General features: G+C 70.2%; 14 protein-coding genes. 2 read left to right on the top strand and 12 right to left on the bottom strand.

The genetic code is table 11. The features are described from left to right. Nucleotides 1–40: 40 nt before the first annotated feature. The 3 genes from pcaF to IPG65_RS15710 all read right to left on the bottom strand — a co-directional run bounded on the left by pcaF (nt 41) and on the right by IPG65_RS15710 (nt 2,696). Entirely contained in the window at nt 41–1,246 is a 1,206-nt protein-coding gene (pcaF, locus tag IPG65_RS15700; RefSeq protein ID WP_293191564.1) for a 3-oxoadipyl-CoA thiolase, read from the bottom strand. A 76-nt stretch (nt 1,247–1,322) separates the two neighbouring features. Further along, nucleotides 1,323–1,967, bottom strand: a complete 645-nt coding sequence (locus tag IPG65_RS15705) for a 3-oxoacid CoA-transferase subunit B (protein WP_293191586.1) — start codon at nt 1,965–1,967, stop codon at nt 1,323–1,325. 27 nt (nt 1,968–1,994) lie between these two features. Further along, nucleotides 1,995–2,696, bottom strand: a complete 702-nt coding sequence (locus IPG65_RS15710) for a 3-oxoacid CoA-transferase subunit A (RefSeq protein WP_293191588.1) — start codon at nt 2,694–2,696, stop codon at nt 1,995–1,997. A 116-nt stretch (nt 2,697–2,812) separates the two neighbouring features. On the opposite strand from IPG65_RS15710, the gene IPG65_RS15715 reads away from it, so the two are divergent. Further along, nucleotides 2,813–3,616, top strand: a complete 804-nt coding sequence (locus tag IPG65_RS15715) for an IclR family transcriptional regulator C-terminal domain-containing protein (RefSeq protein ID WP_293191590.1) — start codon at nt 2,813–2,815, stop codon at nt 3,614–3,616. Between the two features lie 142 nt (nt 3,617–3,758). On the opposite strand, the gene IPG65_RS15720 is transcribed toward IPG65_RS15715, so the two are convergent. Genes IPG65_RS15720 through mltG form a run of 6 tightly spaced genes read right to left on the bottom strand, consistent with a single transcriptional unit; the run spans nt 3,759 to nt 8,411 of the window. Then, on the bottom strand, nt 3,759–4,433 hold the full coding sequence (locus IPG65_RS15720; RefSeq protein WP_293191592.1) for an ankyrin repeat domain-containing protein: 675 nt from the start codon (nt 4,431–4,433) through the stop codon (nt 3,759–3,761). After that, nucleotides 4,430–5,236, bottom strand: coding sequence for a TatD family hydrolase (locus IPG65_RS15725; protein ID WP_293191594.1), 807 nt, complete (start codon nt 5,234–5,236; stop codon nt 4,430–4,432). Before IPG65_RS15725 ends, IPG65_RS15720 begins: the two co-directional genes overlap by 4 nt. Nucleotides 5,237–5,269: 33 nt before the next feature. Continuing rightward, entirely contained in the window at nt 5,270–5,641 is a 372-nt protein-coding gene (locus IPG65_RS15730; protein ID WP_293191596.1) for a PilZ domain-containing protein, read from the bottom strand. A 21-nt stretch (nt 5,642–5,662) separates the two neighbouring features. Further along, nucleotides 5,663–6,673, bottom strand: a complete 1,011-nt coding sequence (locus IPG65_RS15735) for a DNA polymerase III subunit delta' (RefSeq protein WP_293191599.1) — start codon at nt 6,671–6,673, stop codon at nt 5,663–5,665. Further along, nucleotides 6,664–7,407, bottom strand: coding sequence for a dTMP kinase (tmk, locus tag IPG65_RS15740; protein ID WP_293191601.1), 744 nt, complete (start codon nt 7,405–7,407; stop codon nt 6,664–6,666). The genes IPG65_RS15735 and tmk overlap by 10 nt, the downstream gene beginning before the upstream one ends. Next, nucleotides 7,404–8,411: an endolytic transglycosylase MltG gene (gene mltG, locus IPG65_RS15745; RefSeq protein ID WP_293191603.1), complete on the bottom strand. Its 1,008-nt coding sequence runs from the start codon at nt 8,409–8,411 to the stop codon at nt 7,404–7,406. The genes tmk and mltG overlap by 4 nt, the downstream gene beginning before the upstream one ends. A gap of 33 nt (nt 8,412–8,444) precedes the next feature. On the opposite strand from mltG, the gene IPG65_RS15750 reads away from it, so the two are divergent. Continuing rightward, nucleotides 8,445–9,392 carry a folate-binding protein gene (locus IPG65_RS15750; RefSeq protein ID WP_293191605.1) on the top strand — a complete coding sequence of 316 codons (948 nt, stop codon included), beginning with the start codon at nt 8,445–8,447 and terminating at the stop codon, nt 9,390–9,392. Nucleotides 9,393–9,413: 21 nt separating this feature from the next. Here IPG65_RS15750 and IPG65_RS15755 read toward each other — a convergent pair whose 3' ends face one another. The 3 genes from IPG65_RS15755 to IPG65_RS15765 form a co-directional block, all read right to left on the bottom strand. Beyond that, nucleotides 9,414–10,478 carry a porin gene (locus tag IPG65_RS15755; RefSeq protein ID WP_293191607.1) on the bottom strand — a complete coding sequence of 355 codons (1,065 nt, stop codon included), beginning with the start codon at nt 10,476–10,478 and terminating at the stop codon, nt 9,414–9,416. Nucleotides 10,479–10,544: 66 nt separating this feature from the next. After that, the gene (locus IPG65_RS15760) at nt 10,545–11,405 is read right to left on the bottom strand and encodes a YbgC/FadM family acyl-CoA thioesterase (protein WP_293191609.1); all 861 of its coding nucleotides are present in this window, start codon (nt 11,403–11,405) and stop codon (nt 10,545–10,547) included. Between the two features lie 84 nt (nt 11,406–11,489). Then, nucleotides 11,490–12,404 (bottom strand): alpha/beta hydrolase fold domain-containing protein, encoded by a 915-nt coding sequence (locus IPG65_RS15765; protein ID WP_293193025.1) that lies wholly within the window; start codon nt 12,402–12,404, stop codon nt 11,490–11,492. Nucleotides 12,405–12,567: the final 163 nt, after the last annotated feature.

Below are 12,567 nucleotides of genomic sequence, written 5' to 3' on the forward strand. Positions count from 1 at the left end.
AGCGGATGGATGGGTGGCGGCCTGTGCTTGGTCGAGGCCTTCAGACTTTTTCGAGCACCACGGCGATGCCCTGGCCCACGCCGATGCACATGGTGCACAGCGCGTAGCGGCCGCCCAGCGTGTGCAACTGGTTCACCGCCGTGGTCGCCAGGCGAGCGCCCGAGGCGCCCAACGGGTGGCCCAGCGCGATGGCGCCGCCCCATTGGTTCACGCGCTGGTCGTCGTCGGCGATGCCCAGGTCGCGCAGCACGGCCAGGCCCTGGGCGGCGAAGGCTTCGTTGAGCTCGATCACGTCCATGTCGGCCACCGTCAGGCCGGTCTGGGCCAGCACCTTGCGCACGGCGGGCGCGGGGCCGAAGCCCATGATGCGCGGCGCCACGCCGGCCGTGGCCATGCCGACCACGCGGGCGCGGGGCGTCAGGCCGTATTGTTTGGCGGCTTCTTCATTGGCCAGCAGCAGCGCGCAGGCGCCGTCGTTCACGCCGCTGGCGTTGCCGGCGGTCACCGTGCCGTCCGGCCGCACCACGCCCTTGAGCTTGGTCAGCGCCTCCAGCGTGGTGCCACGCGGGTGCTCGTCCTGGCTGACGACAATGGGGTCGCCCTTTTTCTGTGCGATGGAGACGGGCACGATCTCCTGGGCCAGGTAGCCAGCGGCGATCGCGGCGGCGGCCTTCTGCTGGCTGGCCAGCGCCATGCGGTCCTGCGCGGCGCGCTCGATCTTGAAGTCGTCGGCCACGTTTTCGGCCGTCTCGGGCATGGAATCGACGCCGTACCGCGCCTTCATCAGCTTGTTGACGAAGCGCCAGCCGATGGTGGTGTCGTAAACCGCGTTGTGGCGGCTGAAGGCGCTTTCGGCCTTGGGCATGACGAAGGGCGCGCGGCTCATGCTTTCGACGCCGCCGGCGATCATCAGCGTGGCTTCGCCGGCCTTGATGGCGCGCGCGGCCGTGCCCAAGGCGTCCAGGCCCGAACCGCACAAGCGGTTGAGGGTGGCGCCCGGCACCTCGGGTGGCAGGCCCGCCAGCAGCGCGGCCATGCGCGCCACGTTGCGGTTGTCCTCGCCGGCCTGGTTGGCGCAGCCGTAGAGCACGTCGTCCACGGCCTGCCAGTCGACACCCGGGTTGCGCTCCATCAGGGCCTTGATGGGCAGGGCGGCCAGGTCGTCGGTGCGCACGCCGGACAATGCGCCGCCGTAGCGGCCGATGGGGGTGCGCACGGCGTCGCAGATGAAGGCTTCTCGGGTCATGGAGTCTCCTGAAGGTTGCTATGAAAACGTGAGCTATCAGCGCTTTATGGGTACGGGCTGATGGCCGATTCGATGCTTATTGCGCGATCAGCAGGCCGATGATGCGCTGCAGTTCGGCGTGCGACAGCCCGGGCACAGTATCGATCAGGCGCAGGCCGCCGGGCGAACATTCCAGCGTGCACAGATCGGTGTAGATGCGTTTGACGCAGGCCAGGCCCGTGAGGGGATAGGTGCAGGACTGGACCACCTTGCATTCGCCGGTCTTGGTCATCAGGTCCATCATCACCCAGGTCTGCCTGGCGCCCACGGCCAGGTCCATGGCGCCGCCCACGGCGGGAATGGCGCCGGGCTCGCCGGTGCTCCAGTTGGCCAGATCGCCGGTGGCGGACACCTGGAAGCCGCCGAGCACCGAGATGTCCAGGTGGCCGCCGCGCATCATGGCGAAGCTGTCGGCATGGTGGAAGTAGCAGCCGCCGGGCAGCAGCGTCACGGGCTGCTTGCCGGCGTTGGTGAGGTCGTAGTCCTCCTGGCCTTCGGCGGGCGCCGGGCCCATGCCCAGGATGCCGTTCTCGCTTTGCAGGATGACTTCGCGGCCGGCGGGGATGTGGTTGGCCACCTGGGTTGGCATGCCGATGCCCAGGTTGACGTAGGCCCCGTCGAAGATGTCCTGCGCCACGCGTTGGGCGAGTTCCGTCTTGCTTCTTTTGTGATAGCTGGTCACGCTTGTGGCTCCTGGGCTAGAGGGCGATCAGGCCGCATTCTTGAACCCGCCGGCCTTGGTGGCCACGCGGTCGATCTTCACCACCTTGCTGACGTAGATGCCGGGGGTGACGATGGCTTCCGGGTCGAGCTGGCCGAGTTCCACGATCTCGTGCACGGTGGCCACGGTGAACTTGGCGGCGGTGGCCATCACGGGGCCGAAGTTGCGCGCCGACATGCGGTAGGTGAGGTTGCCCCAGCGGTCGCCCTTTTCGGCCTTGATGAGGGCCACGTCGCCGTGGATGGGGTACTCCAGAACGTACTGGCGGCCGTTGATCTCGCGCGTTTCCTTGCCGCTGGCGAGTTCGGTGCCGTAGGCCGTGGGACAGAAGAAGGCGCCGATGCCCGCGCCGGCCGCGCGCATGCGCTCGGCCAGGTTGCCCTGGGGCACGAGTTCGAGTTCGATCTTGCCGCCGCGGTAGAGGTCGTCAAACACCCAGCTGTCCACCTGGCGCGGAAAGCTGCAGATGATCTTGCGCACCTGGCCGCTGTGGAGGAGGGCGGCCAGCCCTTCGTAGCCGTTGCCCGCGTTGTTGTTCACCACCGTCAGGTCGCGCGCGCCCTGGGCGATCAGGCCGTAGATGAGTTCGTTGGGGTTGCCCGAGGTGCCGAAGCCGCCGATCAGCACCGTGGCACCATCCTGGATGCCGCTCAGCGCTTCGGCCACCGATTCGGTGATCTTGTCGATCATGGATGTGTCTCTTCAGGGTTTGTTCTAATGTCGAACAAAAGTTCGTTAATAGAATAATTATGGTGGTTGCGATCCAGGCTGTCAATGCAGTTGTGGTGGGTTTTGGCAAGGTATCAATGATGGATCGAACGGGAAAAGACAACGCTCCGCGTCCTAGCGACAGCTATGTGCAGTCCTTTGCCCGAGGACTGCAGGCCATCCGCAGCTTCAGCGGCCAGGCGCCGAGCCAGACGCTGAGCGAGGTGGCCGCGGCCACGGGCATGACGCGCGCCGGCGCGCGGCGCATCCTGCTCACGCTGCAGGCGCTGGGCTACGTGCGCAGCGATGGCAAGTATTTCGAGCTCACGCCCCGCATCCTGGACTTGGGATTCGCGTATCTCTCGTCCATGCCAATCTGGAACCTGGCGCAGCCGGTGATGGACGCGCTGGTGGAGCAGGTTCGCGAATCGTGTTCCATTGCCGTGCTGGACGGGCAGGACGTGGTCTACGTGATGCGCGTGCACACGCACAAGATCATGAGCACCAATCTCGGCATCGGATCGCGTCTGCCGGCATGCTGGACGTCGCTGGGCCGCGTGCTGCTGGCGGCGCTGCCGCAGGATCAACTGTCGTCGGTGCTGGCGGAGCGGCCGCGCCAGGCCTTCACCCGTCACACCCTGCAGGACGACGAGGCCTTGCGAGGCGCGATTGCCACGGTGCGCCAGCAGGGCTGGTGCCTGCTCAACCAGGAGCTGGAAGAGGGCCTGATTTCCATCGCCGCGCCCATCCGCGATGGCCGGGGCGCCACCGTCGCCGCGCTCAACCTCAGCGGCCAGGCCAACCGGACCAACCCCGAGGTCATGCGCGAGCAGATGCTGCCGCATGTGCTGAAGGCAGCGGATGAGGTGTCCAGGCTGGTGGCGATGCAGCCGCGCCGATGAGTTCAGCCACGGTCATTGTGCAAGCGAGCATGTGATAACGCCATGGTATATTGACATAATAAACATCGTATGAAGTAAAACCAATGCCCGGCGCGTAGCCAGATTTGCGTACGGCCCCGTCAGCTCCCGGAAATTTCTTCCATCACCACTTCCCGCGCTGGCTGCGCGGACTGGCGCGCAGCGCCGTGGTGATGAGTTCGACGGCATCGCGGCGTTCGGCGCCCTGGGCGAAGTCCAGGGCGGTCAGGCCTTTCTGGTTGCGCATGTGGATGTCGGCGCCGGCTTCGATCAGCAGCTTGACGGCTTCGGGCGAGCCGTAGGACGCGGCCATCATCAGCGGCGTGGTGCCGTTGGGCGACTGGGCGTCGATGAAGGCGTGCTCTTCCAGCAGCAGGTCCATCACCTGCAGATGGCCATGGGTAGCGGCGTAGTGCAGCGGCGCCCAGCCCGGCTTGTTGACGTCGGCGCCCTTGGCGATCAGGCGCTTGGCGATGTCGAGCTGGCCCTTGAGGGCGGCCATCATGAGCGGGCTCTCGTCGGTGGCGTTGCGCTGCTCGGGCTTCAGGCGCGGCGAGTCGATCAGCACGCTGGCCACCTTCAATGCGCCGTCCTGCAACGCGACGTAGAGGCCGGGCGCGCCCCTGTCGTCGCGGAGGTTGGGGTCCAGGCCCTCGGCCAGCAGGCTGCGCATGGCCCGGTCGTTGTCCTGCTTGATGGCGCGAAAGAAGTCGCCGGCATCGGCGGCGAGCGCCAGCGGCGCCAGGCCGGCGGCGAGGCACAGGGCGGCGAGGCGTTTGGAGAGGATGGACTGCTTCATGGCGAAACCCTCGTGAACAGACGGGTGAAGTTGGCGCTGGTCTGCGCCGCGATGTGCGCCACGCTGGCGCCGCGCAGTTCGGCCAGGCGCGCCGCCACGTAGGGCACGTAGGCGGGCGTGTTGGTCTTGCCGCGAAACGGCACTGGTGCCAGGTACGGCGAATCGGTCTCGATCAGCAGCCGGTCGTCCGGGACCAGCGTGGCCACCTCGTGCAGCTCGCGCGCGTTCTTGAAGGTGACGATGCCCGAGAGCGAGATGTAGAAGCCCTTGTCCAGCGCCGCGCGCGCCACCTCGCGCGTCTCGGTGAAGCAGTGGAACACGCCGCCCGCGCTGCCCGGACCACCGTCCTCGCCCTCCTCTCCCAGGATGGCCAGCGTGTCGGCGGAGGCCGCGCGGGTGTGGATGACCAGCGGCACGCCGGCGCGCCGCGCGGCGCGGATGTGGGTGCGGAAGCGCGCGCGCTGCCACTCGAGATCGGCGATGCCGCGGCCGCCCTTGCGCGCCTCCATCTGGTAGTAGTCCAGCCCGGTCTCGCCGATGGCGACCACCTTGGGCTGGGCGGCGGCGCGCACCAGTTCGTCCTCGGTCGGCTCGTGCACATCCTCGCTGTCGGGGTGCACGCCGGCCGTGGCCCAGAAGTTGTCGTAGCGCTCGGCCAGGGCCTGGACCTGGGGAAACTCTTCCATCGTGGTGCTGATGCACAGCGCCCGCGTGACCCGCGCCTCGGCCATGGCGGCGCGGATGGTCACTAGGTCGGCCGCGAGTTCAGGAAAGGTGAGGTGGCAGTGGGAATCGGTGAACATGCGGAAACAGATGGTCGCCGGGCGACCCCGGCGTCATATCGTCTGCGTCGGCCGGTCGGAGCCGAGCGAGGCGCCCAGGATCTGCTCGATCTTGACCTTGAGCTGCTCGGATTTCTCGTCCTTCGGGAAGCGGATGCCCACGCCCTGGGTGCGGTTGCCCAGGGCGCGCGCGGGCGTGATCCAGGCCACCTTGCCGGACACGGGGTAGCGCTGCGGGTCGTCGGGCAGGGTCAGCAGCACGTAGATGTCGTCGCCCAGGCTGTGGTCGCGCGTGCTGGGGATGAAGATGCCCCCTTCGGCGAACATCGGGATGTAGGCGGCGTACAGCGCGGCCTTCTCCTTGATGGCGAGTTGGATGACGCTGGAACGCGGCGCGTGGAGGGCGGCGTGCTGGCTGGTGGACATGGACGACGGGCGTGGGGGGCGTCAGGCTCTTGAGTTTAGGGCTTGACGGGCCGCGCTGACCAGGAATTCCGTCGCCAATCCGGGGTTCAAGGGGTGTTCGGCCGTGCGCGCGGACTGCGCCAATTGGTTCCACCAGCGCGTCAGCGCCAGCAGGGACAGCGGCTGCGGCGGCAGGTCGGCGGCGTCGAAGAAGCGCGGCGGCGCCCCCACCTGCCGCGCCAGCAGGTCGTGGCAGAGCTTTTGCAGCCGCGCCACGGCCTCGGGCAGCGGCACGCCGGCCAGCGCGGCGGCGTCGCCCCGGCCGAGCGCGCGCGGCAGCAGCGCCCACTGGCGCGCGCTGTCCTTGCCCGTGCCCAGCGCCAGCGCGGCGGCGGGGCGCCCGCCGGCGGCGCGCAACAGGGCGGCGCCCTGCTCCGCCGCCACGCCCTGCCCGGCCAGCCAGGCCAGCGCCTCGCCGGCCTCGGGCCAGGCCAGCGTGTGGACCAGGCAGCGGCTGCGGATGGTGGGCAGCAGCAGGTGCGCGGCGTCGGTGGCCAGCACGAAGCGCACGTCGCCGGGCGGCTCTTCCAGCGTCTTGAGCAGCGCGTTGGCGGTCACCGGGTTCATGCGTTCGGCCGGGTAGACCAGCACGGCCTTGCCGCGCCCGCGCCCGCTGGTGCGCTGGGCGAACTCGATCGCGTCGCGCATGGCGTCGACGCGGATGTCGCGGCTGGGCTTGCGCTTCTTGTCGTCGATGTCGGCCTGCGCCTTCTCGGGCAGCGGCCAGCCGCGCGCGAGCGTCTCGGTCTCGGGCATCAGCACGGCCAGGTCGGCGTGCGTGTGCACGTCGATGGCGTGGCAACTGGCGCAGTGGCCGCAGGCGCCTTGCGGCGTGCAGGCATCACACAGCCAGGCGCGCACCAGGGCCAGGCCCAACTCGAACTGGCCCAGGCCGGACGGCCCTTGCAGCAACCAGGCGTGGCCGCGCTGGGCCAGCAGGGCCTGCAGCTGGCGAGCGATCCAGGGCGCGGGCGGCGCGTCGGTCACAGCCATCCCCTGCCCTGCACCGCCGCGTGGACGGCGCGCGAGACGGCGCCCCGCGGCTGGTCGGCATCGATGCGGACGAAGCGCGCCGCGTCACCCGCCTGCCGGCGCGCGTAGCCGGCGCGCACGGCCTCGAAGAAGGCGGCGGGCTGCGACTCGAAGCGGTCGGGCACGCGCGCGCCGGCCAGGCGCTCGGCGGCGACGCCCGGCGGCAAGTCGAACCACAGCGTCAGGTCGGGCTGCAACAGCGATTCATGAGTCAAATCGACCTCCAGCCCGCGCGTATCCTGCGCCATAAGCTCCAGTTTTAATAGCGAATCCCAATCGAAGCCACGCCCGCCGCCCTGGTAGGCGAAGGTGGCGTCAGTGAAGCGGTCGCACAGCAGTACGTCGCCGCGCGCCAGCGCTGGGGCGATGACCTGGCGGATGTGGTCGCGCCGCGCGGCGAACATCAGCAGCGCCTCGGTCAGCGCGTCCATGGGCTCGTGCAGGGCCAGGGCGCGGATCTTCTCGGCCAACGGCGTGCCGCCGGGCTCGCGCGTGCGGGTGACCTGGCGGCCGGTGGCGGCGAAGGCGTCGGCCAGGGCGTCGATGTGGCTGGACTTGCCGGCGCCGTCGATGCCCTCGAAGCTGATGAACAACGCCCCCACGCTCCCCGCTGCGCGTGGTTCGCTGCCCCCCGAGGGGGCGCTCGCCGCCTTGGGGCGGCCCGGCGTCGGCTCGGGCGGCTGGGCAACGCTCATTGCTGGACGCCCCCGCGCTGGTACTTGTCGACCGCCCGGTTGTGCTCGGCCAGCGAACTGCTGAAGTGGCTGCTGCCGTCGCCGCGCGCGACGAAGTACAGCGCCTGGGTGCGCGCCGGCTGCACGGCGGCCATCAGCGCGGCCTTGCCGGGCATGGCGATGGGGGTAGGCGGCAGGCCGCGCCGGGTGTAGGTGTTGAAAGGCGTGTCCGAGATCAGGTGGCTGCGCTTCAGATCGCCGTCGAAGGCCTCGCCCAGGCCGTAGATCACGGTCGGGTCGGTCTGCAGCGGCATGCCGATGCGCAGGCGGTTGATGAACACGCCGGCGATCTCGGGCCGGTCGGCACGCTGGCCGGTTTCCTTCTCGACGATGCTGGCCAGGATCAGCGCCTCGTCGGCGGACTTGAGGGGCAGGTCGGGCGCGCGCGCCTCCCACGCCGCCGCCAGGCGCCGCTGCATCAGTTGCATCGACTGGCGCAGCACGGCCAGGTCGCCCGAATCCTTGGCGTAGTGGTAGGTGTCGGGGAAGAAGCGCCCCTCCGGCGCCACGCCGGGCTGGCCCAGCGCCTTCATGATGTCCTCGGGCGACAGGCCGGCGGTCTCGGGCTTCAGGTGCTCGGCGCGCGCCAGCGCCTGGCGCACCTGCCGGAAGGTCCAGCCTTCCACCAAGGTCACGGCCAGCACGATGCGGTCGCCGCGGATCAGCTTGCCGAGCAGGTCGCCCGGCGTCATGCCGCGCGTGACCTCGTACTCGCCCGGCTTGATGGTTTGCTGGCGCGCGGCGAGGCGGAAGTAGGCGTACAGCAGGCCGGCCGGGGCGCGCACGCCGCCCTCCACGGCCTTGTTGGCGGCGGTGCGCAATGAGGCGCCGTTGGGCACGCTGACCTCCACCTTGTCGGCGGCCAGCGCCAGCGGTTGCGTCGTCCACCACCAGGCACCGCCGGCGGTGGCGCAGGCCAGGATCAGCAGCAAAGCCAGGATTCGGCGCACAGCCCTTGTCGTCATGGTGTGAATGGGGCGGCCATGATAATTCAGGGCATGACCACCGCATCCCTCGTCCCCGACACCGCCGCCGCGCTGAACGGCGTGGCCGCCCTGCCCCACCTGGGCGTGATCCGCGCCACGGGCGAGCAGGCGGCGACCTTTTTACAGGGCCAGCTCACGCAGGACATGGCGCTGATGGCGCCCGGCCAGGCGCGGCTGGCGGCGTTCTGCAACGCCAAGGGGCGCATGCTGGCCAGCTTCGTCGCCTGCCGGCGCACGCCGGACGACTTCCTGCTGGTGTGCAGCCGCGATCTGCTGCCGGCCATGCTCAAGCGGCTGTCGATGTTCGTGCTGCGCGCCAAGGTCAAGCTGAGCGACGCGACGGAGGCCGTGGCGGTGCATGGCCTGATAGGGAGTGCTGCAAGTTCGATAGCTGACAGCGCAGATTCGGCGGGGGCTGAGAGCCAGTTTGATACTCCATTCGTCGCCGTCCTTCCCCCCGCCGACGGCGCGGCCCGCGCGCTGTGGCTGGCGCCCGCCGGCACGCCCGCGCCCGCGGGCGGACTGGTGACCGCCGCGCTGTGGGACTTCGCCGCCGTGCGCAGCGGCGTCGCCACCCTCAGCGCGCCGGTGGCCGAGGCCTTCGTGCCGCAGATGCTCAACTACGAATCGGCCGGTGGCGTGAACTTCAAGAAGGGCTGCTACCCCGGCCAGGAGGTGGTGGCGCGCAGCCAGTTCCGCGGCGTCATCAAGCGGCGCGCCTACGTGGCGCACGTGGAGGGCCAGGCGCAGGCGGGCCAGGAGGTGTTCTGGTCGGGCGAGCCGGCCCAGCCGGCGGGCCTGGTCGCGCAGGCCGCGCCGGCGCCGGGCGGCGGCAGCGAGGTGATCGCGTCGCTGCAGGTGGCGGCGGTGGCGGACGGCGGCGTGTTCACGCTGGGCGCGCCGGACGGGCCGGCGCTGTCGGCGCCGCGCCTGCCCTACCGGCTGCTGGACGACATCTGAGTCACCCGGCGCGCCGGGCCGTCAGAACCGGTGGCGCACGCCCAGCCCCAGGCTGGTGCCGCTGCTGGTGCCGGTGATGCGGTCGTGCATCACGTTGGCGTACAGGTCGGTGCGCTTGGACAGGCTGTGGTCGTAGCCCACGGTGAGGGTCTGGCGCGTGGCATCCAGCGCGGTGTTGCGGGTGCGCGCGTAGGCCGCCAGCAGCTTGCCGGCGCCAAGCGGCACCGAGGCGCCCAGCGACGCGGTCTTGGCCTTGGCGTCGGTCACGTTGTTCTTGGCCTGGCCATAGGTGGCGAAGAGCTTGACCACGGCGAAGTCGTAGAAGCCGCCCACCATCCAGTTGGTGCGCCGCGAGCCGTCGGCGAACGGCGCGGCCACCGGATTGGTGAGCTGGGCGCGCTCGTAGAAGGCGGTCAGGCCCAGCGGCCCGCTCATGTAGACCAGGTTGGCGCCCAGGTTGCGCTTGCCGTTGCCGATTGCGCCGTCGCCGAACTGGTACTGCAGCGTGGCCGTCAGCCCGCCGAAGTCGGGCGTGGTGTAGGCGAGCTGGCTGGACCAGCCGGTGTCGGCCGGCGTGGTGCCGGTCCAGCCGCTGCCGTTGAAGAGCGGCACGTTGGCGTGCAGCACCAGCGGCGAGAACGCGAAGGAGTCGCCAAAGGGGTTGAACAGGATGGTCGGCAGGAAGTTGGGCGCCATCCAGCGGCCCAGCCGCAGCGTGCCGAAGCCGCCGCCGAGGCCGACGTAGGCGTCGCGCGAGAACGGGGTGTCGCCCCCGAAGCGCCCCAGCGAGCCGTCGCCCAGGCGCATGAACGAGGTGATGGCGAAGATGGCCCGAGCGCCGCCGCCCAGATCCTCGGAGCCCGACAGGCCCCACCACGAGGTGGTCATGCCGCCGCTGCCCAGCGTGTTCTTGCGCGCGCCGTCGCCGGCCATGCGCATGGAGCCCACGTAGGCGTCGGCCAGGCCCGACAACTGCACCGAACTCTGCGCCCAGGATGGTGCACAGGCCAGCGCCGACAGGGCCAGCGCGACCCGAAGCGGGGCCGCGGCGCGGGGACGATAAGACGTTTTCATCAAATTCTTCATGCGGGACTCCTCTTCCGAATGGGGGATTGTGCGGCCGCCCGATGCGGCCATGCTGCGCGCCGGCAGTCACAGCAAGTTTCGCGCCATGCCGATGTGCGCGATGCCCACGTCCTGGTAGGGCTCGCCGCGCGGCTGGTAGCCCAGCCGGCGGTAGAAGCCCTCGGCGCTGGCCTGCGCGCTCAGGACGGCCTCGCGGTCGCCGCGCGCGCGGGCCGCGTCCTGCAGGCCGTTCAGCAGCGCCCGTCCGATGCCGGCGCCGCGCAACTGGTGCAGCACCGCCATGCGGCCGATGCGGGCGACGCCGGGGGCGTCCTGCAGCAGGCGCCCGGTGCCCACGGGCTGGCCCAGCCGGTTGTAGGCCACGGCGTGCAGGGCGGTGCGGTCGGCCTCGTCCCATTCGTCCTCGCGCGCGATGCCCTGCTCGTCGATGAAGACGGCGCTGCGCACCTGCGTCGCATCGGTGCCCAGCGCGTCCCAGGGGCCGGTGCACAACTCCAGCGTGGGCTCGCCGGCCTCGAAGCCCTCCAGCAGCGCGCGCAGCGCGGGCGGGATGGGGCGCGAGGTCTGCGTGGCCGGGTCGGCGAAAACGTAGACCAGTTCGCCGGTGATCAGCAACTGCTCGCCCCGGAAGATGGCGCCGGCGATGGTCATGGACGAGGTGCCGATGCGGTCGCAGCGCATGCCGATGTCGAGCCGGTCGTCCATGCGGGCCGAGGCGTGGTACTCGATGCCCGCCTTGCGCACGTACAAGTCGCCCTGCATCCGCGCCAAGGCCTCGGCGTAAGGCAGCGCCAGGGCGCGCCAGTAGCCGGTGACGGCGGTGTCGAAGTACATCAGGTAGTGGCCGTTGAAGACGATCTTCTGCATGTCCACCTCGGCCCAGCGCACGCGCAGGTGGTCGAAGAAACGGAAGTCCTGGCGTTTCATGTCGTGGATGAAGGTTTATGAATGAAATTGGCCTCCAGCCAGCATGAATGCTTCGCTGGAAGCTATGAAAAAGTGAGTATGTCGCTAGGCCTCGAAGGCCCGCCGCAGCGCCGCCGCCGCATCCAGGTGCAGCTGGCGCGCCTCCGGGATGGCGCGGCCCATGGCGATGAAACCGTGCACCACGCCGCGGTAGATCTCCAGGTCGACCGGCACGCCGGCCGCGCGCAGCTTGTCGGCGTACAGCACGCCCTCGTCCACCAGCGGGTCGCATTCGGCCAGGCCGAACCAGGCCGGGGCCGCGCCGTCCACGTCGTCGGCCAGCAGCGGGGCAAAGCGCCAGTCGCCGCGGTCGGCCGCGTCGATGTAGTGGCCGAAGAACCAGTCGATCAGCACCTTGTCCAGCACCGGGCCGTGGGCGAAGGCGGCGTGCGAGGGCGTGTCCTGGTGGGCGGTGGTGCCGGGGTAGATCAGCAGCTGCAGCGCCAGCGCCAACCCCTCGTCGCGGGCGTGCAGCGCGCTGACGGCCGCCAGCGTGCCGCCGGCCGAGTCGCCGCCGACGGCGATGCGCGCCGTGTCCAGCCCCAGCGCGCCGCCCTCGCCCGCCAGCCAGCGCAGCGCGTCCCAGGCGTCGTGCACGGCGGTGGGAAAGCGGTGCTCCGGCGCCAGTCGGTAGTCCAGCGACAGCACGGCCGCGCCGCTGTGCAGCGCCAGCACGCGGCACAGCGTGTCGTGCGACTCGACGCTGCCGATGGTGAAGCCGCCGCCGTGCAGGTACAGCAGCACCGGCAGGCCGCCCTCCGCGGTGGGCTCGTACAGGCGCGCGGGCAACGGGTGGCCGTCGCGCGCGGGGACGCGCAGGTCGCGCACCCGCGGCAGCGCGGGCTTGGGCACGTCGAGCACGCCGGCCGCCTGGGCGTAGGCCTGCTTGGCGGCCTGCGCGCTCAGCGTGTGCATGGGCGGGTACGGCGCCCGGGCCATGCGCTCGATCAGTTGGCGCATGGCGGGCGTCAGGCGGGCGTGGATCTCGGGGCCGTGGTTCATGGTCAAAACAAGCTACGGCCGTTACCAAATATACATTGGCCGCTATCAACGAAATAGCAATCGGAAGGCAGGCCCGGCGGAGATGGGCGCATCGGGCTCTCCTGCGGGAAGTTATGGTTAG

The sequence above is a fragment of the Ottowia sp. genome (genome assembly GCF_016703145.1).
Classification (GTDB): domain Bacteria; phylum Pseudomonadota; class Gammaproteobacteria; order Burkholderiales; family Burkholderiaceae_C; genus Ottowia.